Origin of the sequence: Brenneria salicis ATCC 15712 = DSM 30166, assembly GCF_003315515.1 — a bacterium.
In the GTDB taxonomy this organism is placed as follows: domain Bacteria; phylum Pseudomonadota; class Gammaproteobacteria; order Enterobacterales; family Enterobacteriaceae; genus Brenneria; species Brenneria salicis.
In genome coordinates this window covers 23,284-48,685 of record NZ_QNRY01000002.1, presented here as the reverse complement: position 1 = coordinate 48,685, position 25,402 = coordinate 23,284, and the positions used below count along the sequence as shown (strand labels likewise).

The following is a 25,402-nucleotide window of genomic DNA, read 5'->3' as shown; positions in this document are numbered from 1 at the left end:
CAGTGAGCTCCCTGCGGGTAAGGGAGCGCGTTCTTCGACAAGCAACCCGCCTACATCTGAAAGACCGCCATGGAGCGCATCAACTGCTGCGACTGCTGTTCCAGCGATTGCGTGGTATCGGAGGAGGCTTTGACCAGTTGGGCGTTTTGTTGCGCCACTTTGTCGATTTGCGAGAACGCGATGTTGACCTGCTCGATACCCCGGTACTGCTCCTGGGTGGCGTTGGAAATATCTTTCATCAACCGGGTGATCCGCGTAATTTCGTCCGTCACTTCATCCATGGTTTCTCCGGCCCTGGAAGCCAGTTCCAGGCCTTCCGATATCCGGGTCTGCGAATCCAGAATCAGCGAGCGAATCTCTTTTGCCGCCTGAGCGCTGTGCTGCGCCAGATTACGCACTTCGCCGGCGACCACGGCAAAACCGCGTCCCTGTTCGCCCGCGCGCGCAGACTCCACCGAAGCGTTCAGCGCCAGAATATTGGTCTGGAAGGCGATGCCGTCAATCACGCTAAGAATATCGTTGATTCGTTTGGCGCTGTTGGCGATCTCCTGCATTTTTTCAATCACGTAGCAGACGGATTCATTGCTGCGACCGCTGGTGTCAGAAACATTGTTGGCGAGTTGATGCGCCAGTTCAGCGTGATCGGCATTCTGTTTCACCGTGGCGCTGAGTTGTTCCATACTGGCGGCGGTCTGTTCCAGCGCGGCGACGGACTCTTCGGTGCGTTGAGAAAGTTGGATATTTTCTTCAAATAACTCACGGCTGCCGAGATCGATACGCGTGCTGGCGTCACGAACCTGACTCACCGATTCCAGCAAGGCGGTCTGCATCCGTCCGATGGCATCGTTGAGCCGTCCCAGTTCGTTGCTGCCGCCATGCAGCAAGCGGTGTGTCAGGTCGCCGGCCGCCACGTACTCCAATTGCTTAATCGCGTGATCCAGCGGTTTTAACAATAGATGACGCAGCGCAATCCAGGCAAGCGCGACCAGCGCCACCGACAGCAAGCAAGCGATCACGATGAGCATCAGCATCTGGCGTTCGTTTTGCACGGATTGCGCCATGCCTTGTTCGGAAAGCATTTGCGCGTGAGCGCGAAAAGCCTGAATGGATTTGTCAAAGGCATCGCTCAGCGGGCCAAACTGTTTTTCCAGCACGTCATAGTATTCGTCGGTATATTGTTTTTGCAGCGCGCTCAACATGGGCGTCATGCCCTGTTCGAGATAGGCCTGATAGGTTTTTTGTACGTCCTGCGCCAACTGGTATCGCTGCGTATCCGCCTCGACGGAGTTAACGACAAGATTAATGTCCTGCTGTGACTGACGCAGATTCGCTTCTACTATTCCTGTCTCTTGTTCCCCTTCCTCAAGACGCCCCATTTCGATCTTTCTGACCGCCAGCGTCGCGGAGGCCCTGGCTCGCAGCGTCAGGTTATAACCGCTCATCAGATTACCCAGTTCAATCCCCTGGATCTGGTTTTGCGCCGTCAGTGCCTGCCGGTCTTTTTTGATAGCCAGTATGCCCATGCCGCTGACGAGCAACAGCAGGAGCATAGTCAGTAATAATAACGTCAGTAATCCTGTACGGATGGAGAGATTTTTCAGATCCATGATTTTCAATTCCTTACGCTTTATTAATACATGGCGGAACGTGGTGACATCCAAAGCATACGTTATGTGAATGGCCGGGAGATAAAATTAAAAAAATATGGCAGAACGGGAGTTGGGCATGAGTAATAGGGAAAACGTTGTTTAAAAAACAGCCTGCTTTCTGGCACTATCGGAGATAAAACAATGCTGGCGTCATTGACTGGGAGATTTACGGATGAAAACTGCGGTGGCTTTGCGACATGTGCATTTTGAAGATTTAGGTATTCTGGCCTCCTTTTTACAGCAACGCGGCTATCTGTGCCGCTATCTGGATGCGGCGGTAGACGATCTGTCGTCGATCAATCTGGTCGACTGCGATTTGCTGGTGGTGTTAGGCGGACCAATTGGCGCATTCGATGAGGCGGCTTACCCTTTTTTAACCGCGGAATTAAACCTGATCCGTCAACGGTTGGACAGCAGAAAACCGCTGTTGGGGATTTGTCTTGGCGCTCAGTTGATGGCGCGTGCGCTGGGTAAACGCGTGGCGCCGATGGGCGTCAAGGAAATCGGCTTTAGTCCTTTGACGCTCACTCCCGCAGGCGAGCACTCGGTGTTATCCGCCCTCGGCGGAGTGGCGGTGCTGCATTGGCATGGCGATCAGTTCGAGGTGCCGGACGCTGCGCAACTGCTGGCCGGCACCTCCGTTTGCCCGCATCAGGCGTTTGCGGTTGGCAATTATGCGCTGGGTTTGCAATTTCATCTGGAAGTAGCGCCAGAAGATCTGGCCTATTGGCTGGTGGGGCATGCTTGTGAACTGGGGCAGGCGGGTATCGACCCGCGTATATTACGCGAGCAGGCGGAGCGTTATTGTTCGATATTGGCTGAGGCGGCCTGTCGCATGATGGATAATTGGCTGACGCAATGTGAGCTATCCCGATAACACGGCTTTATGACGTTCGCGAACGATCGCCGGTGAAATCGTACATTCCTGAACGAAATATTATCAACCGGATAAACGAATCTTCGCGTTAGGCTTGCGGTTTTCAGCTTTTTAAAATGGTGCGCCTGATAAAATATCGCTATTTATCAGACGTATCATCAATTCGTATTTTATCTTTTTATCATCACACTCGCATTGGCACGCAGGTTGCTCTATTGATTCCGAGCAGTGAAATCAAAATGCGTTGCATTTTAATGTTTATTAAAACAGAGGTGTGTGATGACGCGTAAATTAGCGATTTATGGTAAGGGCGGGATTGGCAAATCAACTACAACCCAGAATACCGCGGCTGCATTAGCTTATTTTCATGGAAAAAAGATCTTTATTCATGGCTGTGATCCGAAAGCAGATTCAACCCGTTTAATATTGGGGGGTAAACCACAGGAAACATTAATGGATGTATTGCGCGATCAGGGCGCCGAGAAAGTCACCAATGACATGGTGGTGAAAAAAGGCGTTTTTGATATCCGCTGCGTCGAATCCGGCGGCCCGGAGCCGGGTGTCGGTTGTGCCGGTCGCGGCGTGATTACCGCGATTGATTTGATGGAAAATAATAAAGCCTATACCGATGACTTAGACTTTATTTTCTTTGATGTGCTAGGCGACGTGGTTTGCGGCGGGTTCGCCATGCCAATCCGTGACGGCAAGGCGCAGGAAGTCTATATCGTCGCTTCCGGTGAAATGATGGCGATTTACGCCGCCAACAATATTTGCAAGGGACTGGTGAAATATGCCAAACAGAGCGGCGTGCGTTTGGGCGGAATTATTTGCAACAGCCGTAATGTGGATGGCGAAAAAGCGTTTCTGGAGGAATTTACTGCCGCCATTGGCACTAAAATGATTCATTTTGTGCCACGCGACAATATTGTACAAAAAGCCGAGTTTAATAAGAAAACGGTAACGGAATATGAGCCGGAGGCGAATCAGGCGAAAGAATATTGCGAATTAGGCCGCAAGATTATTGAAAATACCGATCTGGTTATTCCCCGTCCGTTAACCATGGATCAATTGGAATCCATGGTAGTTAAATATGGACTTTCCGACTAAATATTGACTGCTTGGTATAAACATAGCCATCGGCTTTATTCATGATGTTCATTTGGCGTGAGGAATATATTATGCCTTACCATGAGTTTGACTGTAGTAAGTGTATTCCCGAAAGGAAACAGCATGCGGTTGTAAAAGGCCCGGACGAAGATTTAACGTCGGCATTGCCGCTGGGATATTTAAATACCATTCCGGGCAGTATTTCTGAACGCGGTTGCGCCTATTGCGGGGCAAAGCACGTTATTGGCACGCCGATGAAAGATGTTATTCACATCAGCCACGGGCCGGTCGGTTGTACGTATGATACCTGGCAGACCAAACGCTATATCAGCGACAACGATAACTTCCAGCTTAAATATACCTTCGCTACCGATATGAAGGAAAAACATATTGTTTTCGGCGCGGAAGGCGTCCTGAAGAAAAATATCATCGAAGCGTTTGATGCCCATCCGACCATTAAACGGATGACGATTTATCAGACCTGCGCTTCGGCGCTGATTGGCGATGATATTGCCGCCGTCGCGCAGGAGGTGATGGATGAACGGCCACAGGTGGATATTTTTGTCTGCAACTCTCCCGGTTTTGCGGGCCCAAGTCAGTCTGGCGGACATCACAAAATCAATATCGCCTGGATTAATCAGAAGGTGGGGACGGTCGAGCCGACCATCACCAGCGACTACGTCATTAACTATGTCGGCGAATACAATATTCAGGGCGATCAGGAAGTGATGGTCGATTATTTTAAACGCATGGGAATTCAGGTGTTGTCCACCTTTACCGGCAACGGCGCTTATGACGATCTACGCGCCATGCACCGGGCGCACCTGAACGTGCTGGAGTGCGCGCGCTCCGCGGAATATATCTGTAATGAACTGCGGGTGCGCTACGGCATTCCCCGTTTGGATATCGATGGCTTCGGTTTTGTGCCGCTTGCCGACTCATTGCGTAAAATCGGCCTGTTTTTTGGTATCGAAGATCGGGCTCAAGCGATTATTGATGAAGAGATCGCGCGCTGGAAGCCCGAACTGGACTGGTATAAAGCCCGCCTGAAGGGGAAGAAAGTCTGCCTGTGGCCGGGCGGATCAAAATTGTGGCACTGGGCGCATGTCATTCATGACGAAATGGGCGTCGACGTGGTATCGGTCTATACCAAATTCGGTCATCAAGGGGATATGGAAAAAGGCATTGCCCGCTGCGAGGCCGGCGCGCTGGCCATTGACGATCCGAATGAACTTGAATCGCTGGAAGCCATGTATCGGCTGAAACCGGACGTCATTTTTACCGGTAAACGTCCGGGGGAAGTGGCGAAGAAAATCCGCGTCCCCTACCTGAATGCTCATGCCTATCACAACGGCCCCTATAAAGGATTTGAAGGGTGGGTGCGCTTTGCCCGCGATATTTACAACGCCATTTATTCACCGATTCATCAATTGGCGAAACTGGATATCAGTCAGGACGAGATCCCAGCGGATGGCGGTTTCGTCACCGCCAGAATGCTCTCTGACGCCAGTCTGAGCGATGAGATGCGCACCGCGCCGGGCTTACGTGAATACAGCGGCGGTTACGACAGCGTATCCCAACTGCGCGAGCGGGTTTATCCCACGTTTGAGGCGGCGCCATCGTCCGTCGCGGTTGGCGAGTAAGGGGGCGTTATGAGCAATCCAGATGAGACGAAGATTGACGCGCTGGTGGACTACATCATGAAGCATTGCCTCTGGCAATTTCACTCCAGAGCGTGGGACCGCGAAAAGCAAAATGCCGGTATTTTATTGAAAACCCAGCAGTTGTTGTGCGATGAACCGGTGGATCTGAGTACGCCCGCCGATCGTTGTTATTGGGTGGATGCGGTGGTGCTGGCTGACGCGTACCGATCGCGTTTTCCCTGGCTTAACGAGATGGATCACGATGCGATTCGGGGGCTGATGAAGACACTGCATGAGCGGATGGACTATTTGACGATTACCGGGTCGCTGAACGCCGAGCTCACTGACCAACGTTATTAAGAGGTGCCTGAAATGTCTTGTGAATTGAAAGCCAAAGATCGCGTCGGCGTGATCAATCCGATCTTCACCTGCCAGCCAGCCGGGGTGCAGTACGCCAGTATCGGCATTAAAGACTGTATCGGGATCGTACATGGTGGGCAAGGATGCGTTATGTTTGTCCGGTTGCTGATCTCTCAGCATCTGAAGGAAAGCTTTGAAATCGCGTCTTCTTCCGTGCATGAGGACGGAGCGGTTTTCGGCGCGCTGGATCGCGTGGAACAGGCGGTGGAGGTGTTGCTGATGCGCTATCCCCATGTGAAGGTGATCCCCATTATCACCACCTGTTCGACCGAAGTGATCGGCGATGATGTGGACGGCGTGGTGATCAAACTGAACGAAGGGCTGTTGCAGGAAAAGTTTGCCGATCGCGAGATCCATCTCATTCCCATCCATTCTCCCAGTTTTGTGGGCAGTATGGTCAGCGGTTATGACGTGGCGGTTAGGGATTTCGTCAAATACTTTGCCAAAAAAGGCGCGCCGAACGGCAAACTGAATGTGATCACCGGTTGGGCCAATCCTGGCGATGTCACGGCCATTAAGCATCTGCTGGCGGAAATGGCGATCGAGGCGACGGTGCTGTTTGAAATCGAAGCGTTCGATTCACCGTTGATGCCTTCCGGTAATACGGTTTCGCACGGCAATACCACGATTGCGGATCTGACTGATACGGCCAATGCGCTGGGCACTATCGCGCTCAATCGCTATGAAGGCGCTAAAGCGGCGAACTACCTGGAAGAGACATTCAATGTGCCGGCCATCATCGGGCCTTCGCCGATTGGCATTCGCAATACGGATACTTTTCTGCACAACCTGAAAAAAATGACGGGTAACCCCATCCCGCCTTCACTGGTGCGAGAGCGCGGGATAGCTATTGATGCGCTCACCGATCTGGTTCATATGTTCCTCGCGGATAAAAAAGTCGCTATTTACGGCAATCCCGATTTGGTGATTGGGCTGGCGGAATTTTGTCTGGATTTGGAAATGAAACCTGTCCTGCTGCTGCTCGGCGATGATAACGCCAGTTACGGCGGCGATCCCAGAGTGACGGCTTTGCAAGAAAATGTGAGTTTCGGTATGGAAATCGTCACCAATGCCGACCTGTGGGAACTCGAAAATCGTATAACCCAACAGTCGCTGGAACTGGATCTGATTCTGGGTCATTCCAAGGGGCGCTTTACGGCGATTGATAACCAGATCCCGATGGTACGGGTCGGTTTTCCAACCTATGACCGCGCCGGGTTGTATCGTCACCCTGTGGTCGGTTACGCCGGGGCCATCTGGCTGGCGGAGCAAATGGCGAATGCGTTGTTTACCGATATGGAATACAAGAAAAACAAAGAGTGGATCTTGAATGTGTGGTAACGGCGTTTGCAGTAAACAGCGATCTTGCCCGTGCGTTTGTAGCCAGGCAAGGCGGCGCATGGGCCTGAACGGGAGAGTGCTATGTCGACCTACATTTTTGAAACCGATGAAGAACGGTTTGCGCGTTGTCACCAGGATGCGCGGGGCTATCACCGGCGGGCGGTGTTGTTTGCCGAACAGCAGCAGTCGCCCAGTCTGGTGTTCAACGTGGCGGCGATCGCCGTTGAAAACTATTTGATCGCGCTTTGCGCACGGCAGGGAAACATGCCGTTCAACCATAATTACGCTGGTCTGCTGGCCGCCGTGACGGAGCAGATGCCGCTGCCTGCGGCGCTATGCGACGGCATTCGTCATTTGGACGGCATCTTTGGCATTTGTTCGGTGGACAATTACCACCACGGCACGCCCGGCATCGCCGACAAAGAGGCGATTTTGACCATCTGCAATGCGCTTTCAGCGCTGCTGGCGACCGAAGAATAAGCGAGAGTCATCATGATAGCGACAGACGAGATAATGCCCGGCGCACAGGGGCCTCACGGCGCGATGCGTCGGGACGATCGGGAAATTACCGACCGGCTGGAAATCGAACAGATTATTCAGGGCGCCAGAATAATGTATCTGGCGTTGTGCCGCGACGATGTTCCTTTTGCCGTGCCGGTATTTTATGCCTGGGACGGACAGGCGCTCTATTTTCATTCGGCCCGAAGCGGCGCCAAAATCGATATCATGAAACGCAATAACAAGGTGTGTTTTGTGATATCGGTCGATCAGGGCGTGATTGAAGAGGCGATGGTCTGTAATTTCGAGGCCCGGCACCGCACGGTAATCGGCTTTGGCGAGGCGATGTTTGTGGAAGACGAGCAGGAAAAAATAGCGGCGTTGCAGCGCATAGTTGAGCGGTTTACGGCGCGGCCATCCGCTTTCCCGGCGGCCAACCTCAAAGCCACTCAGGTCATACGCATCAATGTCCTTTCCCTGACAGGGAAAAAGCACGGATTCTGAGCACACAGGGGCTAATGATGAAAATTGCGGTTTTTATAGATTCGCAAGGCGAGATCGCCTCGGTGTTTACGCCCGGCATCGTGCGGGTATTTACCTGTTACGGCGATCATTGGCGTCCGGTCAAAGACATTCCTTATGCGCTTGGTCAGGAGATGGACTTGACGGAAATCCGTACCCGGACGCTGGCGATGCTGACTGAGCTTACGGCGTGCCGGCATTTTGTCGCGCTGGATATTCATGGCGCGCTGCGTGCCTGGTTTGATGGCATGGGGATCACCATGTGGCAATGTCGTGGCGCGTCGGAGGCGTGTCTGAGCGCCGTTTACCATTCGGTCAGGCGACGCGCCTTGCCGCAGGTCGCCGCGCAACAGACCTATATTCAGGCGGGTACGGATGACGGCGAGTATCACATCAATCTGATGACGGCGCTGGCAAGCGATGCCGGATTGACGTCAAAACAACTATTATTGCCTTTTTTGCAGGCGCGGGCATTCACCCGGCTCAACGTCATCTGCGACCATTTGCCAAAATGGTTTGCGCAGCAACTTCCGGCGTTAAATCTGGCGCTTGTCGTTAACCCTCAACCTCAAGGCTTTCTGCTTGCCACCATCCACCCGGCTTCACCGGAATGAACGCTCTGCCGGTGCCGGGGCCGACTCGATTTGCGGAAAGCGTCCTTGACTTGACCCGTCCGCCGCGCTGGAAAATGTACCAAAACGTACATTTTCCAGCGTAAGCGTTCGCTTGAGAACATTTTTACGCCATCTCCCCGGTGGAGGTAATTTAATTGATTGTGAAATCAAGGTAATAAAAAGCGGCACACTGTGCTGAAGCTGGCTTCTATTTTGCAATGACTCTGTTTGCACGTTTCAATTGTTCGCGTTAACCGGTATGTCTTCTGGAGAAAAAAGCATGAGTCGCAGAAAAGACAGTATGACAGCGGCGGATTCAGGGCGGCATATTTTAAAACCGCTGGCGTTTACCTGTCTGTTAGGCGAATGCCGTTCAGAGTTATTACCGCTGTTGTCGCAAGTCAGCAAGGTCGTCAGCGCCGAAGGCTCGCTGTCCAAAACGTTGAAACTAGTTTTAGAACTGATGAAGCAGCATCTTCAGGCCACCCGCGCGATGATTACGCTCTATGATGCGAGTTGCGATCAGATTTTTATTCATGAAAGTTTCGGGCTATCGCGGGAAGAGGCCGAACGGGGCGTCTATTATCCCGGTGAAGGGATTACCGGCAAAGTAGTGGAAACCAAGCAACCGATTATCGTGCCGCATATCGCCGACGATCCGCGTTTTTTGAACCGCACCGGTAGCTGGGATCGACATGAAGATCGCCAGCTTTCCTTTATCTGCGTGCCGATCATACGCGGCATGAAAGTGATGGGGACGATCGGTATTGAGCGGTTGTACAACAACGAACAACTGCTGTATCTGGATTTGGAGGTTTTACGGATTATCGCCACCACCATCGCCCAGGCGGTGGAGTTACATCTGCTGGAGCGGGCGCACCAGAAAGTGCTCAGGGAGCAAAATTCCCTACTGAAGCAGGCGTTACAGGAAAAGTTCAAGCCAGCGAACATTATCGGTAATTCGCGGGTGATGCAGTCCGTATATCAGATGATCGAAAAAGTCAGCCATGCCCGCACCACCGTATTGATTCTGGGTGAAAGCGGAGTCGGCAAAGAGCGTGTGGCGAGTGCGATCCACTATAACAGTCATTGCGCCAATGGGCCGTTCGTGAAATTCAACTGCTCGTCGCTGCCTGAAGGCGTCATTGAAAGTGAACTGTTCGGTCATGAGAAGGGGGCGTTTACCGGCGCATTATCACGGCGCGCGGGACGTTTCGAAGAAGCGGACGGGGGAACCATTTTTCTTGACGAGATCGGTGAACTGACCCCCTCGGCGCAAGCCAAATTATTGCGGGTATTACAGGAGCGCTGTTTTGAACGGGTGGGAAGCAACGAAACCATTAAAGTGAATGTACGTATTCTGGCGGCAACGCATCGCAATTTGCAGGACATGGTCGCCAGCGGGACATTCCGCGAAGATCTGTTCTATCGGCTGAATGTTTTTCCCATCACCATTCCCCCCCTGCGCGAGCGCGGAAATGATATTCTGATCCTGGCCGATCACTTCAATGCCCATTTTGCCAAGGAACAAGGGGTGGATGTTCCCTCGATCGCTACTCCTGCGCTGAATCTGCTGCTGAATTATGGCTGGCCGGGCAATGTGCGCGAACTGGAAAACACCATGGAGCGGGCCGTCTTGCTGGCGGATGAAGGGGTGATCCACAGCTACCATTTACCGATCAATCTTCAGCCCGTCGTGCTGGGCGAGGCCGTGACCGGACTGGAAGCGCAATTGACCAAAGTCGAATATGACATGATTGTCGAAGCGCTCTCGCGCCATCAGGGGAATATTTCCCAGGCGGCGGCGCAACTAAGCATGACCCGCCGCACACTGAGTTTGAGGATGGAAAAATACCAGTTGGATTACAAAACCTATCGATGCCGGCATTAGCGCGCCGGCAACAGGCTGCGATTCCCGCCAACCGTCAAAACGAGCCGGTTCATGCTATTCCGCTCGTCCTTCGCCTCCTGTCCGTGAAGATATCCCGCGCATTGCGGCTAAATAATTAGCCGTAGTGTTTGCGCCTGGTTTATTATCTGCTTATATACACATTATTTTTCATGTCCACCTGATTTTAACGTTACAGTCGCTACTGTTTGGGGCGGCTTCAGGTCGCCAGGCAATGATACCCAGAGGTATCCGAGGTTTATGTGCAGTTAACAAGTTTCACGGATTATGGCTTGCGGGCGCTTATCTATATGGCGTCGTTACCCGGCGGGAAAATGACCAGCATTTCGGAAGTGACGGAAGTGTATGGTGTATCGCGTAATCATATGGTCAAAATTATCAATCAACTTAGCCGCGCCGGATTTGTTATGGCCATGCGGGGCAAAAATGGCGGCATCAGGCTGGGGAAACCGGCTGATTCAATTCGTATTGGTGATGTGGTGCGTGAACTGGAGCCGCTTTCCTTGGTTAACTGCGGTAGCGATTTCTGTCACATCACGTCGGCCTGCCGACTCAAACAGGTACTCCAACAGGCAGTACAACATTTCTTGCAGGAACTCGATCATTACACGTTGGCTGATTTGGTCAAAGAAAACCCACCGCTTTACAAATTATTGTTGGTTGAATGAGTTTTGTTCAGCCTCCTGCTGATGACAACGGAGGAACCGCAATGTCACAAGATCCTTTTCTGGAACGCGAAGCAGAAAAATACGAATCCCCAATTCCAAGTCGTGAATTCATTCTGGCGCATATCGCCAAACGGGATACGCCGATTAGCCGTGAAGAACTGGCTGCTGATTTACAATTAACCGGCGAGGAGCAGCTTGAAGCGTTGCGCCGTCGTTTGCGGGCGATGGAGCGCGACGGGCAACTGGTGTTTACCCGCCGCCAATGCTATGCGCTGCCGGAAAAGCTGGACCTGCTGCGCGGTACGGTAATCGGTCATCGCGACGGTTTCGGCTTTCTGCGCGTCGAAGGACGCAAAGATGACCTTTATCTCTCCACGGACGAAATGAAGCGCGCTATTCACGGCGACGTGGTGCTGGCGCAGCCGTTGGCCGCCGATCGTAAAGGCCGTCGTGAAGGCCGCATTGTGCGCGTGCTCGAACCGCGCACCGGCCAGATCGTCGGGCGGTATTTTGTCGATGCCGGCGTTGGCTTTGTCGTCCCAGACGACAGTCGTCTGAGTTTCGATATTCTGATCCCGAAAGAAGAGATCAACGGCGCCCGTATGGGATTTGTGGTCGTGGTGGAGCTTACCCAACGCGCCACCCGCCGCACCAAGGCGGTCGGAAAAATTGTCGAGATCCTCGGCGATAACATGGGTACCGGCCTGGCTGTCGAAATCGCGCTGCGCACGCACGATATTCCGCATAGCTGGCCGCCGCAGGTGGAGGAGCAGGTTAAAGATCTGTCCGAGTTGGTGCCGGAGGAAGCGAAAAAAGGCCGGGTGGATTTACGCAAACTGCCGCTGGTGACCATCGACGGAGAAGACGCCCGAGATTTTGACGATGCGGTTTATTGCGAGAAGAAACGCGGCGGCGGCTGGCGTCTGTGGGTGGCGATTGCCGATGTCAGCTATTATGTGCGTCCGAATACGTCGCTGGATCACGAAGCGCGCGCGCGCGGAACATCGGTCTATTTCCCGTCGCAAGTGGTGCCGATGCTACCGGAAGTGCTGTCCAACGGCTTGTGTTCGCTCAACCCGCAGGTGGATCGTCTGTGTATGGTGTGCGAGATGACCATATCGGCGCTGGGCAAACTGACCTCGTACAAGTTTTATGAAGCGGTGATGAGCTCGCATGCCCGTCTGACCTACACTAAAGTGTGGAATATCCTGCGGGGCGACGCTGAACTGCGCGAGCAGTATAAACCGCTGGTGGGCGGGCTGGAAGAATTGCACAAGTTGTACAGGATGCTGGAGCATGCCCGTGAAGTGCGGGGCGGCATCGCGTTTGAAACGGAAGAAGCGAAGTTTATTTTCAACGCTGAGCGTCGTATTGAACGGGTTGAATCGGTGGTGCGCAACGATGCGCACAAACTGATTGAAGAGTGCATGATCCTGGCGAATATTTCCGCAGCCAAATTTATGGAGAAAAATGAAGAGCCGGCACTGTTCCGCGTTCACGATCAGCCGAGCGAAGACCATGTACTTGCGTTGCGCAGCGTGCTGGGGGAACTGGGACTGACGCTGAAAGGCGGAATGAAGCCCCAACCCAAAGATTATGCCGAACTGATGGTGGAAGTGGCCAATCGTCCCGACCATGAAATGTTGCAAACCATGTTGCTGCGCTCCATGAAGCAGGCGGTCTACGATCCTGAAAACCGGGGACATTTTGGTCTGGCGTTAACCTCTTATGCGCATTTCACTTCGCCTATCCGTCGTTATCCCGATTTGTCGTTGCACCGTGCGATCAAATATCTGCTTAGCGATCGTAAAGCGCGCTGGACGCCGACCGGCGGTTGGCACAGCGATATGAATGAAATGCTGCAACTGGGTATGCACTGTTCGATGACCGAACGCCGCGCGGATGAAGCGACGCGGGATGTGGCGGACTGGCTGAAGTGCGATTTCATGCAGGATCATGTGGGCGAGGTGTTTACGGGGATTATCGCCAGCGTCACCGGCTTTGGTTTCTTCGTGCGTCTGAACGATTTGTTTATCGATGGGTTGGTGCATGTATCCACATTGGATAATGACTATTATCGCTACGATAATGTCGGTCAGCGTTTGATCGGCGAGTCTCGCGGTCAGGTCTACCGTTTGGGCGATGAAGTGGAAATTCGCGTTGAGGCGGTCCATATGGATGAGCGCAACATTGATTTTGCGCTGGTATCCAGCACGCGCAAACCGCGGGTCGAGGGTAAAACGGCCCGCGATCGGGCTAAAAAGCCGGATAGCCGTGAAGCGAAGCCGACTCGCCGTCATCGCAATACGGCCAAATCTGCGGCTAATTTCGAGCCTGATCCCGCTTTCCGTCAGGATGCCAAATCAGCGAAAGCGAAGCTGAAAAAGAACGCGGATAAAGCGAAAAAGAGCGCTGAAAAAACACGTAAGATTGCGGCGGCAACCAAAGCCAAGCGCGCCAGAAAGAAGCCTGCTGAGTGATATTCACTGTGCGGGCGTTAACAACCAACAGGCGGATACTGTCTGTTTACGATTAATTTGAAGAGTGGCAATGAGCGAAATTATTTACGGTATTCATGCGGTTAAGGCATTACTCGCGCGAGATCCCCAGCGCTTTCAGGAAGTCTTTATTCTTAAAGGACGCGATGACCGCCGTCTACAGCCGGTGATTGCCGAACTGGAAGCGCAGGGCATCGTGATACAGGTGGCGAAACGTCAGTGGCTGGATAGTCAGGCTGAGGGGGCGGTGCATCAGGGGATTGTCGCCAAAGTCAAAGAAGGGAAAAAGTTTCAGGAGAACGATCTGCCGACACTACTGGCAAGCCTGGATACCCCTTTTTTACTGGTGCTGGACGGCGTTACCGATCCGCATAATCTCGGCGCCTGTTTGCGCAATGCTGATGCGGCGGGGGTGCATGCGGTGATCGTGCCGCGCGACCGTTCGGCGCAAATGAACGCCACGGTGAAGAAAGTTGCCAGCGGCGCGGCGGAAAGCGTTCCGCTGATCAGCGTGACCAACCTGGCGCGCACGCTGCGATTGTTGCAGGAGCACCATGTCTGGATCGTCGGAACCGCGGGCGAGGCCGATCACACGCTGTATCAGAGCAAACTGACCGGGCCGATGGCGCTGGTGATGGGCGCGGAAGGGGAAGGTATGCGTCGGCTGACGCGTGAGCACTGCGATGAATTGATCAGTATTCCGATGGCGGGCAGCGTATCGTCATTAAACGTATCGGTGGCGACGGGCGTGTGCCTGTTTGAAGCGGTTCGTCAGCGCGGCTGACGCGCGTTTGTCAACAACAACCCAAAGGACATTTACGGTATGACTATTGTTACCGCGTTATTGGCGTTTGCTTCTTACTTTTTCATTGGTTTTGTCATGGTGCTGGCATTCCTGTTTATCTATACCCGCGTCACGCCGCATGATGAATGGGCGCTGATTAAAGAAAATAATCGCGCGGCGGCGGTGGGGTTCGCGGGGGCATTTATCGGCTATGTGATCCCGCTATCCAGCGCGGCGATTAATTCGGTGAGTCTGATCGATTACATTACCTGGGGCATCGTGGCGCTGGTGGTTCAACTGCTGATTTACGGTGCGGTGCGGCTTTATATGCTGGGGCTTAGCCAGCATATCCGCGATAATGAAGTGGCGTCCGGCATATTTCTCGGCGCAGCATCGTTGAGCGGCGGCATTCTGAATGCCGCCTGTATGTCGTATTGAATCATCGGTATTCAATCATAGAAGCATACCAACGCAGGGCAATCACTGCCCTGTTTTTTGCCGGACACGTCAACGATACAGCACTGCTCTGGCGTGCCACCTGCCGGGAAGCGTCGTGTCTGTTTTCGTGACAATCACATAGTAGCGCGCACCGCTGGCATCCGCCTTTTGTTGAATCGCGCGTTCCGCATCATCCGGGCTGCCGTGAACCGTCACCGAAACTGTCCCAAGCTTTTCCAGCGCCGTGGCTTGCGCATAGGTGATTTCAATGGCGTGATCCGCGGGCGGCGGAGCAGAGACGGGCTTGCCCTGAAATATCTGGCAGGCGGAAAGCAGCATGACCAGCGGTAATAAAAAGATCCGTAAAATGTTCATCGACTGAGCCTGAGACGAAAGCAGAGCAGCAGTGTAGCGCTATCGTCATGCGGATGTCATTTTCTGCAAAAAAGAGGGGAAGGTGATGGTTGAAATATCGGTCGAGGTGATTTGCCGTGACATTGAAGTCATACACGCGGTTCCGGCGGGTAAACGCGATGCGCCGTTACCGACGATTTTTTTCTTTCACGGCTATACCTCGTCAAAAGAGGTGTACTCCTATTTCGGTTATGCGTTGGCGAACGCGGGATTCCGGGTCATTCTGCCGGATGCCCCGATGCACGGCGCGCGCTATGACGGCGATGAGCCGCGCCGGTTGCGTCGCTTTTGGGATATTCTGCAATCAAATATTCAGGAACTGCCTGACTACGTTGCGGCGTATCAACAGCGCGGGTTGATTGCCGACCAGCGTATCGGCGTTTGCGGCGCGTCGCTTGGCGCAATGAGTGCGTTGGGTTGCATGGCGCGTTATCCCTGGATTTCTGCTGTCGCGGCGTTTATGGGTTCCGGTTATTTCCCAACGCTATCGCGTACTCTGTTTCCCCCCGTCGAGGCCGGTGAAGAGGGGGCCGAGGCGGTATTGCGGCAACTGTCGGCCACGCTTGCCGACTATGATGTTTCCTCCCGACTGACAGCCTTGTCCGACCGGCCTTTACTGGTATGGCATGGCGAGGCGGATGACGTGGTGCCGGCGCAAGAAAGCGCACGTCTTTATCGTGCGTTGCACGAAAGCCGACAGGATGGAAATCTTCTCTATCTGACTGAAGCGGGCGTCGGTCACCGTATTACCCCCGCTGCTTTGCGGGCCGGGGCGGATTTTTTTCAGCGGCATTTGTCAGCACAGCCCAGGCGTATTTAAAGGATACGCTTTCCTGCGGCGGCATTTCATTTTGCGTCATTGAATGCGGGGCTGACAGCTTTAATTCGACAATCCGGGCATCCCTGAGTTTTATAACGAAGTACTTCTCCATTCCGCCCGTTTCAGAAATTCGATAGAAAGCGAATTCGCATTGCAATACTTCATGGTTACTCAGCGCCATCGCCAGCAATGGGGAAGATTTATCGATCGGTTTTCTTATTTCCAGAGGGTGGAGCGCAACGTTGTCATGGTGTTCAAGGATGTTATTCGGGCAATAGGGTTTGTAAAGGGATGGGCTAAACGCTGTCTTGCTATTGCCGCATTAGGGCACTATACTTACGCGTCATTTTTTCAGCCGCACACACATACACGTTCCTTGCTTCCATGGGCCGCGGTTGACCCTGACAGGAGGCTGAATAATCCGTAAGGAGCAATTCGATGCGTCATTACGAAATCGTTTTTATGGTTCATCCTGACCAAAGCGAACAGGTTCCAGGCATGATCGAGCGCTACACCGGTGCTATCACCGGTGCGCAGGGCACGATCCACCGTCTGGAAGACTGGGGCCGCCGTCAACTGGCTTACCCGATCAACAAACTGCACAAAGCGCACTACGTTCTGATGAACGTCGAAGCGCCGCAGGAAGTGATGGATGAGTTGGAAACAAACTTCCGCTTCAACGACGCCGTCATCCGTAGCATGGTTATGCGCGTTAAGCACGCGGTAACCGAAGCATCCCCGATGGTTAAAGCGAAAGACGAACGCCGTGAGCGTCGTGAAGATTTCGCTGAAGCCGGCGATGATGTGGATGCAGGGGATTCTGAAGAGTAATTGTTGCGGTGACGACCAATCGTCTGGCGTTGTCCGGCACCGTGTGCAAGGCGCCCATGCGTAAAGTCAGTCCTTCGGGTATTCCACATTGCCAGTTTGTGCTTGAGCACCGATCAACGCAGGTGGAAGCCGGATTCAACCGGCAAGCATGGTGTCGTATACCCGTGATTGTCAGTGGACCCACGTCACAAGCACTTACCCACAGTATAACGGTCGGCACGCAACTCACCGTGCACGGGTTCATTAGCTGCCATCAAGGACGCAATAGCCTGAGCAAGCTGGTGTTACATGCCGAGCAGATTGAATTGATAGATTCTGGAGACTAGCCTAATGGCACGTTATTTCCGTCGTCGCAAGTTCTGCCGTTTCACCGCGGAAGGCGTTATCGAGATCGACTATAAAGACATCGCTACGCTGAAAAACTATATCACTGAAAGCGGCAAGATTGTTCCGAGCCGTATCACCGGTACTCGTGCAAAATACCAGCGTCAGCTGGCTCGCGCTATCAAGCGTGCGCGTTACTTGTCTTTGTTGCCGTACACTGATCGTCATCAGTAATCGGCCACTGTCCATTAACGAGACTTTGAGAGGATAAGGTAATGCAAGTTATTCTGCTTGATAAAGTAGCAAATCTGGGCAGCCTGGGCGACCAGGTAAACGTTAAAGCGGGTTATGCCCGTAACTTCCTGGTTCCGCAGGGCAAAGCTGTGCCAGCAACCAAGAAAAACGTTGAGTTCTTCGAAGCACGCCGTGCTGAACTGGAAGCTAAACTGGCTGACGTTCTGGCTGCTGCCGAAGCTCGCGCCGCCAAGATCAAAGAACTGGGTAACGTGACTATCGCGTCTAAAGCAGGCGACGAAGGTAAACTGTTCGGTTCCATCGGTACTCGCGATATCGCTGATGCGGTAACCGCAGCCGGTGTTGATGTCGCGAAGAGCGAAGTTCGCCTGCCGAACGGCGTTCTGCGTACTCTGGGCGAGCACGAAGTGAGCTTCCAGGTACACAGCGATGTGTTCGCTACGCTGAATGTGGTAGTCGTTGCTGAAGCGTAATTAACGCTTTTTGCTAACGAGTAAAACGCTGGCCTTGTGCCAGCGTTTTGCGTTTGTGGGGTGGGAGAAAAGCAGCGCGTGCCGTCAACGGGTGCGGCTAAACGCGCCATCGGCGTTACGGGTGAAGCGGACTTGTTGGTTATCCGTAGTTTCTATTTCCAGCGCTGTTACTGTGCCTTGCGCATTCAACTGAACTTTGACTTTCTGACCGGCGCGCAGGTTGCTGAGCGGCTTGTCGTCGCCTTCCACCTGAGCCATAGCGAAAACGTCGCCGACCGGCAGGTTGTTGTCACGAAATAACTGCGCCAGGGTCTGACCTGAAGCAATTTCATAGTTGCGCCAGGGGATTTCCGTATTCTGCGGCGCCGGTTGGACAGGTTCTGCGGGCGGGAGAACCGGCGTCTGCTCTGCCGTCGGGCGATTTTCAATAATTTCGGCCTGGATGGAGGCGCTGTTGTCGGCTTGTTCCATCGGGGCGTTAATCGGCTGAGGCGACAGTGTCTTAGGCGGACTGTAGGGCCACAGCAGGATCGCCAGCAGCAAAGCGATGGCGATTAAAATCCAACGGCGATGGAAGAGCGGAAGCGGTTCCATCCAACGATAATCGTCGGGCAGATGCCAGATTTTTTTCAGGGATGATGTAATCCGTTGCCCTGATGAACGCGCTGACGACCCCGGATTTTCCTGCAAATCCCCGCCGGAACGTTCTGGGCCGCGCTGGATAAAACGTTGGCAGAGGCGTAATAGCGCTTGATAATCCCAGGTTGTTTTTCGCTTCCTGGGCGCGATTCTGCCCATGGTAACCTCTCTTGCAACGGTATAAAAAATAGAAAGACAACACAGTATACCGATAACCCGCTGATGATGACCAGTTAACGCGTTGATGCTTAAGATAACGATGATGCCAACGTGTTCAATTTACCAGTATAGGTTAGCAGGCCAGGATTACGCGTTTGGCCGATGGATCCTGTGTTCATCTGCATACAGGATTTTACCCTAATCTCCAGCGCTGTTATGCTTCGCTTTCGGTTTTTTACAGATAAAAAGGAACATCCATGACAACCCCTTCTTTTGATAGCGTCGAAGCGCAGGCAAGTTACGGCATCGGCTTACAGGTTGGTCAACAATTACAGGAATCTGGTCTTGAAGGTTTGATCCCGGAAGCCCTGCTCGCGGGTTTGCGTGACGCGCTGGAAGGTAATGCGCCAGCGGTGCCCGTGGATGTGGTTCATCGTGCCTTGCGCGAAGTCCACGAGCGTGCTGACGCGGTAAGCCGTGAGCGCCAGCAGGCGATGGCGGAGCAAGGTCGGCAGTTTCTGGCTGAGAGTGCCCGCAAAGAGGGCGTGAGCAGCACAGAATCCGGTTTGCAATTCCGCGTTCTGACCCAGGGTGAAGGTGACATCCCAGCGCGTCAGGATCGCGTTCGTGTGCACTATACCGGACGTTTGATTGACGGCAGCGTGTTTGACAGTTCCGTTCAGCGCGGTCAGCCAGCGGAGTTTTCGGTCAATGGCGTGATCCCCGGCTGGATTGAAGCGTTAACCCTGATGCCGGTTGGTTCTAAGTGGGAATTGTATATCCCTCATCATCTGGCTTATGGCGAACGTGGCGCGGGCGCGTCTATTCCACCATTCAGCGCGCTGATTTTTGAAGTTGAACTGTTGGAGATTCTGTAATCTCAATCTGGTAAAGAGCGGAAAGGCGCTTATCGAGCGTCTTTCTGTGGCCAGAATTGCACGTTTGCAACCATTTATGCAGGCAATCCGCCTCAGACCGGTTTTTTCCTTCACGCGCCTGGAACAGGTCGTGTCAGTAAATCGCTAAGAAACGTAAAACCAGTAAAATGCGCTGTCGTCTGATGGCGAGCATAACGGTTCCCCCGTATATCTTTGCACATTCGCCATTGGCGCATGTATGGAGTGACGTTATGTTTAAGCCACTGTTCGTTAGTACGCTGTTAGTAGGAATGTTTGCCATGACGCCAATGGCGGAGGCCGACAGCGTCAGTATTGAACTGCTCCCCGGTGTGACGCTGAACATCGGTGATCGGGATCGGCGAGGTAATTACTGGGACGGTTATGACTGGCGCAGCGAACGGTGGTGGCGTGAGTATCGCGGTTATCGCCAGGGTGAACGTAATCGTTATGGACACTATTGGGATGGTTGGCGCTTGCGTGATGCGAGTTGGTGGCGCGCGCAGCAACGCGGCCCCAAAGGTTTTGATCATCGCCGTGCTGACCGCCCGTATCGCATTGACGATCGCGGCCCGCGTCGGGATTTTCGGGATAAAAGGGACTATCGTCAGACACGGGGCCATGATCGGTACGATCGTGATGACCGGGAAGCTTTCCGCCGTTAACGGACGAAAAAAAGCCACGTTGCGCCGTGGCTTAAATATCCTTCAGAAAGCGTGACGCAGCCGGTTTCGCTGCGATGTCCACGCCATGACGCCCCTAGCGTGTGCTGGTTTGCAGATCGATGCGATAAACCGCAAACCCGGTGTCGTCAGTGCCGACGGCTGTCAGTGGATATTGCGCTTTTTCTTTAATAAACGTGGCTGCCTTGGCGGACGGCGAGGTTTCAACGCGGATATCCAGCGGCCTGTCGCTGGCGATCGGCGCCAGCCGCCAGTTATTGTCCGCCTGCGGTTTCACTTCCCCGGATTTTTTGGTTTCAGCACTGATGTAGCCCGCCAGTACAGCACGGTTTTCATCCGGTGAGGCAAACACCACGTATTTTTCCCCGGTTCCGGCAAATTTCTCACCGTAAGCGCGATAGTTGTTGGTGGCGATGAGGAACGTCGCCTGAGGGTCGATAGGTTTGCCCTGGAAAGTCAGATTTTTGATGCGGTGCGCGTTCTCGTCGATCAGGACGCATTCACCGTCATAGCGTGCGGGCTGCGTGACATCAATCTGATAATCAACGCCATCAATAACATCAAAATTATAGGTACGGAAATTATCCCAGTTGAGCAGCGGCTGCGGCTTGCTGCTGTTGACATCGATCTGGTTGAACTGGCCCGCGGAACATTCCAGCCACTCCCGAACCTCCTGTCCGTTAACTTTTACCGTCACCAGCGTGTTGGGATACAGATACAGGTCGGCGGCATGACGGAAGGTTAACGGGCCTTTCTCTACCTCGACGTAGCTGGCTGAATCGTTTTTGCGCCCGCCGGCTTTAAACGGCGCGGCGGCAGACAGCACCGGCAGATCGGCCAGATCAGGATCGCCCTGAATAAAGTGTTCCACATAAGCGCGCTGAGCGTTATTGACGATTTGAACCGTCGGATCGTCCTGAATCAGCGAGAGGTAGCTATACATGTTGTCCGCGGATTGACCAATCGGTTTGCTGACGAAATCGCGGGTGTTGTTGTGCGCGTCCGACAAGATATTGATGAGTTTTGCATCTTCGGCGGCCAGCGATTTTTTCTGCGTGTTGTCATAAATCGGGCGAACTTCCGCGGTTGCCTGTTCGATAACCCATTTCCCGCTGTCATTATTCAGAATAAAATCAACCACGCCGAGGTGGTCGCCCCATTGTCCAGGCATAACCGCCGGCACGCCGTTGAGGGTGCCTCGCTTGATATCAGCCCCTTTGATGCCGGCAAAATCGTTGCTGGGAAATACGGCATGCGCATGACCGAACATAATGGCGTCAATGCCCATAATTTGGCTCAGATAATAGACCGAGTTTTCCGCCATGGCCTTGTAAGGCTGGGCGGAAAGCCCTGAATGGGGAATGGCGATAACCATATCTGCGCCCTGTTTGCGCATTTCCGGCACCCACTTTTGGGCGCTTGCGGTGATGTCTTCAACACGGACTTTCCCCGCAAGGTTGGCTTTATCCCACACCATAATTTGCGGCGGCACGAAACCAATGTACCCGATACGCAGAATATGCCATTGACCTTCGCGGTCTTTGACCGATTTATTTTCGATCCGGTAAGGGGTAAACAGTGGCTTACCGGTTTTGGCATCCAGTATGTTGGCATTCACATAGGGGAATTTCGCGCCCGCCAAGGCGTTATGCAGATAATCCAGACCATAGTTGAATTCGTGGTTGCCGATATTGCCCACAGCGTAATTGAGCGTGTTCATCGCCTGATAGACCGGATGGATTTCACCTGCTTTCAGCCCCCTGGCGGCCATATAATCTCCCAGCGGGCTGCCCTGAATCAGATCGCCATTATCCACCAGCACGCTGTTGGTCGCCTGCTCGCGCGCCGCGTGGATCAAGCTGGCGGTACGCACCAGACCAAATTTTTCGGTTGGCGTATCCTTGTAGTAATCGAAATCCATCATATTACTGTGCAGATCGGTCGTTGCCATTACCCGTAAATCAACGATAGAGGCTTGGGTGGTGGAGGTCACCAGCATGGCAAGCAGGCTGAGCGCTAGCGAATGCTTCATTACTTAACTCCTGTGCGAAGGGGCAGGACGTGAATTTGCCCGTCAAGACTGATTATCCTCGATATGTTCCAATATAATTATGAATTTGGAGGGAATTATCACGGTAAATTGTGACGAGACTCAGAATAAAGGCAATAATCGTAGGTAACTTCACCGCTGTATAATGAACGACGAGGGGGAAGTCCGAGTCGTGCGGAAGTATCCGTCACTCTATAATTAACCCGTAACGATGAGGTGGGAAAATGCTAGAACATGTTTGCCAATTGGCCCGCGATGCAGGCGCTGCCATTATGCAGGTTTATGAAGGGCATCGGCCTACTGAAGTCATGCATAAAAAGGATGATTCGCCCGTGACGGCGGCGGATCTGGCGGCGCATCAGGTTATTCGAGCAGGATTGGCGGCGGCATTTCCCGATATCCCGTTACTGTCGGAAGAGGACCCGCCGTCGTGGTCGGAGCGTCAGCACTGGCAACGCTACTGGTTGGTTGATCCGCTGGACGGCACCAAAGAGTTTCTCAACCGCAATGGTGAGTTTACGGTAAACATTGCGCTGATCGAACAAGGGCAAGCGGTGCTGGGCGTGGTGTATGTGCCGGTAACCGATGTGATGTATTGTGCGGCGGAGGGTAAAGCCTGGAAGGAAGAGAACGGTGAACGGCGCCAGATCCAGGTTCTGGATGCTCGCCCGCCGCTGGTAGTGGTCAGCCGTTCCCATGCGGATCAGGAACTGAAGGACTATCTCAGTCAGTTGGGGAAACACCAGACGGTGGCGATCGGTTCGTCTTTGAAATTCTGTCTGGTCGCGGAAGGCAAGGCCCAGCTTTATCCGCGCTTCGGGCCGACCAATATCTGGGATACAGCGGCTGGACACGCGGTTGCCGCCGCCGCCGGCGCACAGGTTCATGACTGGCAGGGAAAAGACTTGTCTTACGCGCCGCGTGAATCGTTTCTCAACCCTGGCTTTCGAGTATCGCTATTTTGAGATCCGCTATTTTCAATTCGGCGACTGACGCAGCAGGACACAACCTGCTGCGACATCAGGTTTTGGGGTCAGTTCTATGAATTTTTATACCAATAGTAAGCCGGTTAATTAAAATTTATTCTGTCAATGTGTGTAAAAACAGTTAAGGATGCTGTTAAGGCGGGAACTAACTCCGTTGCCGAGGGACTAAGTATGGCATCCGATAACATTTCTTAGCGCTTCGAGTCCTGCTCTGTTTTGGCGCGGGGAGGGCGAAAGAAAAGTAAAACGGAAGGAGAGTAAAAAAATGAAAATCTTCGAGCGTTACAATCCCATGAGGGTCGCCAAGTATGTGAAAACCTTGTTTCGCGGGCGGCTGTACATCAAGGGGGTTGGTGCTTTTGAGTTCGACTACGGCAAAATTTTATTGCCACAGAAGCAGGATAAACAGCATTTGCTGGTGATGTCCGAAGTTAACCGCCAGGTCATCAGGCTCCAGGCCGAAATGGGTTGACGAAATGTAAACGGCCCGCAGCGGGCCGTTGTTGTTTGTGTATCACCTGGTTTATTCGGGTTTCGCAGTAACCGCTTCCAGACGCGTCACCAGCAACTGGTCGATCTTATAGCTGTCAATATCCACCACTTCGAATTTATAACCGGAAAAGCGTACAAAATCCGTGCGTTTCGGGATCTTGCGCAGCGTATACATCATGAAGCCGCCGATGGTTTCATAGTTGCCTGAATGTGGGAAATCATCAATATTCAGGGCGCGCATCACATCTTCTATCGGCGTGCCGCCTTCGATTAACCAGGAATTTTCGTCACGGGCGACGATCTGTTCTTCCTGCCCCTGACCGACTAAATCTCCCATCAGCGTGGTCATCACATCGTTCAGCGTAATAATACCGACTACCAGCGCGTATTCGTTCAGAATGACGGCGAAATCCTCACCGGCGGTTTTAAAGCTCTCCAACGCTTCAGAGAGGGTAAGCGTATCGGGTACGATCAGCGCCGGGCGGATCTGCACGCCGCTGTTCAATGCCAGACTCTGATTGCCCAGCACCCGGTTCAACAGATCTTTTGAATCAACATAGCCAACAATCTGATCGATGTGACCGTCGCAAACCAGGTATTTCGAGTGCGGTTGTTCGGCAATCTTCTCTTTGATTTGCTGTTCCGACTCGTGCAGATCGAAGTAGACAACGCTTTCCCTTGACGTCATGGAAGAAGGCACAGTGCGTGATTCAAGCTCAAACACGTTTTCGATCAGTTCATGCTCCTGTTTGCGCAGTACACCGGCCAACGCGCCCGCTTCGACCACGGCGTAAATATCGTCGGAGGTAATGTCGTCTTTACGCACCATAGGCAATTTCAGTAAACGAAAGATCACATTTGCCAGACCGTTGAAAAACCAGACCAGCGGACGGAATATCAGCAGGCAGAAGCGCATCGGGTTGATGATGCGCACGGCGACCGCTTCCGGCGCAATCATACCGATGCGTTTCGGCGTCAGATCGCCAAACAGAATAAACAGGCTGGTGACCAGGACGAACGAACAGATAAAGCTGACTTTTGCGGCCGCTTCAGGCGACATTACCTGCTCGAAAAGCGCGGATAAAGTAGGGGAGAATGCGGCATCGCCAATAATACCCGCTAGGATAGCGACGGCATTAACGCCAATTTGAATAACGGTAAAGAAAATACCCGGCGTTTCCTGAAATTTTAACACCAGGTCGGCGTTAAGGTTTCCCTCATCCGCCATCAATTTAAGTTTTATTTTACGGGACGCCGCCAGCGATATTTCAGACATCGAGAAAAAGGCGCTGACGGCAATCAGCAGAATTATCAGTAATAGACTGTTTAACATGTTTTTTTCGCAATTGCCCGCAAGGGGAACAGGCGATCCTCAGAAAGGTAAATCATTTCAGATAACGCATGGTTAGCCG

28 protein-coding genes are annotated in these 25,402 nt (G+C 53.0%); 22 read left to right on the top strand and 6 right to left on the bottom strand.

Annotated elements, in window-relative coordinates:
• Positions 1-50 precede the first annotated feature (50 nt).
• Complete coding sequence (locus DES54_RS01780) at positions 51-1,607, bottom strand: methyl-accepting chemotaxis protein (RefSeq protein ID WP_113864910.1); 1,557 nt, start codon at positions 1,605-1,607, stop codon at positions 51-53.
• Positions 1,608-1,821: 214 nt separating this feature from the next.
• Here DES54_RS01780 and DES54_RS01775 point away from each other — a divergent pair, with 214 nt between their 5' ends.
• From DES54_RS01775 to DES54_RS01715, 13 genes are all read left to right on the top strand, one after another.
• On the top strand, positions 1,822-2,526 hold the full coding sequence (locus DES54_RS01775; protein ID WP_113864909.1) for a glutamine amidotransferase: 705 nt from the start codon (positions 1,822-1,824) through the stop codon (positions 2,524-2,526).
• Between the two features lie 279 nt (positions 2,527-2,805).
• Positions 2,806-3,633, top strand: coding sequence for a nitrogenase iron protein (gene nifH, locus DES54_RS01770; protein WP_113864908.1), 828 nt, complete (start codon positions 2,806-2,808; stop codon positions 3,631-3,633).
• A 71-nt stretch (positions 3,634-3,704) separates the two neighbouring features.
• Entirely contained in the window at positions 3,705-5,276 is a 1,572-nt protein-coding gene (gene anfD, locus DES54_RS01765; protein ID WP_113864907.1) for a nitrogenase iron-iron protein, alpha chain, read from the top strand.
• A gap of 9 nt (positions 5,277-5,285) precedes the next feature.
• Positions 5,286-5,636 carry a Fe-only nitrogenase subunit delta gene (gene anfG / locus DES54_RS01760; protein ID WP_113864906.1) on the top strand — a complete coding sequence of 117 codons (351 nt, stop codon included), beginning with the start codon at positions 5,286-5,288 and terminating at the stop codon, positions 5,634-5,636.
• Between the two features lie 12 nt (positions 5,637-5,648).
• On the top strand, positions 5,649-7,037 hold the full coding sequence (gene anfK, locus DES54_RS01755; protein ID WP_113864905.1) for a Fe-only nitrogenase subunit beta: 1,389 nt from the start codon (positions 5,649-5,651) through the stop codon (positions 7,035-7,037).
• A gap of 81 nt (positions 7,038-7,118) precedes the next feature.
• The gene (locus tag DES54_RS01750) at positions 7,119-7,517 is read left to right on the top strand and encodes a hypothetical protein (RefSeq protein ID WP_113864904.1); all 399 of its coding nucleotides are present in this window, start codon (positions 7,119-7,121) and stop codon (positions 7,515-7,517) included.
• Between the two features lie 12 nt (positions 7,518-7,529).
• Positions 7,530-8,039, top strand: a complete 510-nt coding sequence (locus DES54_RS01745; RefSeq protein ID WP_240634905.1) for a pyridoxamine 5'-phosphate oxidase family protein — start codon at positions 7,530-7,532, stop codon at positions 8,037-8,039.
• A gap of 17 nt (positions 8,040-8,056) precedes the next feature.
• Entirely contained in the window at positions 8,057-8,671 is a 615-nt protein-coding gene (gene anfO / locus DES54_RS01740) for a Fe-only nitrogenase accessory protein AnfO (RefSeq protein WP_170132581.1), read from the top strand.
• Between the two features lie 280 nt (positions 8,672-8,951).
• A complete protein-coding gene (locus DES54_RS01735) occupies positions 8,952-10,562 on the top strand; it encodes a sigma-54 interaction domain-containing protein (protein WP_240634906.1) in 1,611 nt (536 codons plus the stop codon).
• A gap of 260 nt (positions 10,563-10,822) precedes the next feature.
• Positions 10,823-11,248, top strand: coding sequence for a nitric oxide-sensing transcriptional repressor NsrR (nsrR, locus tag DES54_RS01730; protein WP_113864902.1), 426 nt, complete (start codon positions 10,823-10,825; stop codon positions 11,246-11,248).
• Between the two features lie 41 nt (positions 11,249-11,289).
• Positions 11,290-13,728 carry a ribonuclease R gene (rnr, locus tag DES54_RS01725; protein WP_113864901.1) on the top strand — a complete coding sequence of 813 codons (2,439 nt, stop codon included), beginning with the start codon at positions 11,290-11,292 and terminating at the stop codon, positions 13,726-13,728.
• A gap of 70 nt (positions 13,729-13,798) precedes the next feature.
• Positions 13,799-14,530, top strand: a complete 732-nt coding sequence (rlmB, locus tag DES54_RS01720) for a 23S rRNA (guanosine(2251)-2'-O)-methyltransferase RlmB (RefSeq protein WP_113864900.1) — start codon at positions 13,799-13,801, stop codon at positions 14,528-14,530.
• 39 nt (positions 14,531-14,569) lie between these two features.
• On the top strand, positions 14,570-14,968 hold the full coding sequence (locus DES54_RS01715) for a DUF350 domain-containing protein (RefSeq protein WP_113864899.1): 399 nt from the start codon (positions 14,570-14,572) through the stop codon (positions 14,966-14,968).
• A 69-nt stretch (positions 14,969-15,037) separates the two neighbouring features.
• Here DES54_RS01715 and bsmA read toward each other — a convergent pair whose 3' ends face one another.
• Entirely contained in the window at positions 15,038-15,343 is a 306-nt protein-coding gene (bsmA, locus tag DES54_RS01710; protein WP_113864898.1) for a biofilm peroxide resistance protein BsmA, read from the bottom strand.
• 85 nt (positions 15,344-15,428) lie between these two features.
• On the opposite strand from bsmA, the gene yjfP reads away from it, so the two are divergent.
• A complete protein-coding gene (gene yjfP, locus DES54_RS01705) occupies positions 15,429-16,202 on the top strand; it encodes an esterase (protein WP_113864897.1) in 774 nt (257 codons plus the stop codon).
• Here yjfP and tssD read toward each other — a convergent pair.
• The gene (tssD, locus tag DES54_RS01700) at positions 16,129-16,410 is read right to left on the bottom strand and encodes a type VI secretion system tube protein TssD (RefSeq protein ID WP_240634908.1); all 282 of its coding nucleotides are present in this window, start codon (positions 16,408-16,410) and stop codon (positions 16,129-16,131) included. The two genes, yjfP and tssD, sit on opposite strands and share 74 nt — an antisense overlap.
• A gap of 230 nt (positions 16,411-16,640) precedes the next feature.
• Between tssD and rpsF the strand changes: the two genes are divergently transcribed.
• From rpsF to rplI, 4 genes are read left to right on the top strand one after another with little or no spacing between them, the layout of a single operon-like run.
• The gene (gene rpsF, locus DES54_RS01690) at positions 16,641-17,033 is read left to right on the top strand and encodes a 30S ribosomal protein S6 (RefSeq protein ID WP_113864894.1); all 393 of its coding nucleotides are present in this window, start codon (positions 16,641-16,643) and stop codon (positions 17,031-17,033) included.
• An 8-nt stretch (positions 17,034-17,041) separates the two neighbouring features.
• Positions 17,042-17,359, top strand: a complete 318-nt coding sequence (gene priB / locus DES54_RS01685; protein WP_113864893.1) for a primosomal replication protein N — start codon at positions 17,042-17,044, stop codon at positions 17,357-17,359.
• A 4-nt stretch (positions 17,360-17,363) separates the two neighbouring features.
• Positions 17,364-17,591, top strand: coding sequence for a 30S ribosomal protein S18 (gene rpsR / locus DES54_RS01680; RefSeq protein ID WP_048637617.1), 228 nt, complete (start codon positions 17,364-17,366; stop codon positions 17,589-17,591).
• 41 nt (positions 17,592-17,632) lie between these two features.
• Complete coding sequence (gene rplI / locus DES54_RS01675; protein WP_113864892.1) at positions 17,633-18,085, top strand: 50S ribosomal protein L9; 453 nt, start codon at positions 17,633-17,635, stop codon at positions 18,083-18,085.
• A gap of 84 nt (positions 18,086-18,169) precedes the next feature.
• On the opposite strand, the gene DES54_RS01670 is transcribed toward rplI, so the two are convergent.
• Positions 18,170-18,883, bottom strand: a complete 714-nt coding sequence (locus DES54_RS01670) for a LysM-like peptidoglycan-binding domain-containing protein (protein ID WP_113864891.1) — start codon at positions 18,881-18,883, stop codon at positions 18,170-18,172.
• 257 nt (positions 18,884-19,140) lie between these two features.
• Here DES54_RS01670 and bamJ point away from each other — a divergent pair, with 257 nt between their 5' ends.
• Together bamJ and DES54_RS01660 are read left to right on the top strand one after the other, a co-directional pair.
• Positions 19,141-19,761, top strand: coding sequence for a BamJ family beta-barrel-assembly machinery protein (bamJ, locus tag DES54_RS01665; protein WP_113864890.1), 621 nt, complete (start codon positions 19,141-19,143; stop codon positions 19,759-19,761).
• Between the two features lie 251 nt (positions 19,762-20,012).
• Positions 20,013-20,444, top strand: coding sequence for a DUF2502 domain-containing protein (locus tag DES54_RS01660; RefSeq protein ID WP_113864889.1), 432 nt, complete (start codon positions 20,013-20,015; stop codon positions 20,442-20,444).
• Between the two features lie 94 nt (positions 20,445-20,538).
• On the opposite strand, the gene DES54_RS01655 is transcribed toward DES54_RS01660, so the two are convergent.
• Complete coding sequence (locus DES54_RS01655) at positions 20,539-22,494, bottom strand: bifunctional 2',3'-cyclic-nucleotide 2'-phosphodiesterase/3'-nucleotidase (protein WP_113864888.1); 1,956 nt, start codon at positions 22,492-22,494, stop codon at positions 20,539-20,541.
• 242 nt (positions 22,495-22,736) lie between these two features.
• Between DES54_RS01655 and cysQ the strand changes: the two genes are divergently transcribed.
• Together cysQ and DES54_RS01645 are read left to right on the top strand one after the other, a co-directional pair.
• Positions 22,737-23,477, top strand: a complete 741-nt coding sequence (gene cysQ, locus DES54_RS01650; RefSeq protein ID WP_113864887.1) for a 3'(2'),5'-bisphosphate nucleotidase CysQ — start codon at positions 22,737-22,739, stop codon at positions 23,475-23,477.
• A gap of 286 nt (positions 23,478-23,763) precedes the next feature.
• Entirely contained in the window at positions 23,764-23,970 is a 207-nt protein-coding gene (locus DES54_RS01645; protein WP_113864886.1) for a DUF1107 domain-containing protein, read from the top strand.
• 51 nt (positions 23,971-24,021) lie between these two features.
• Here the strand turns inward: DES54_RS01645 and paeA are convergent, their stop codons facing one another.
• A complete protein-coding gene (gene paeA / locus DES54_RS01640; RefSeq protein ID WP_113864885.1) occupies positions 24,022-25,323 on the bottom strand; it encodes a polyamine export protein PaeA in 1,302 nt (433 codons plus the stop codon).
• Positions 25,324-25,402: the final 79 nt, after the last annotated feature.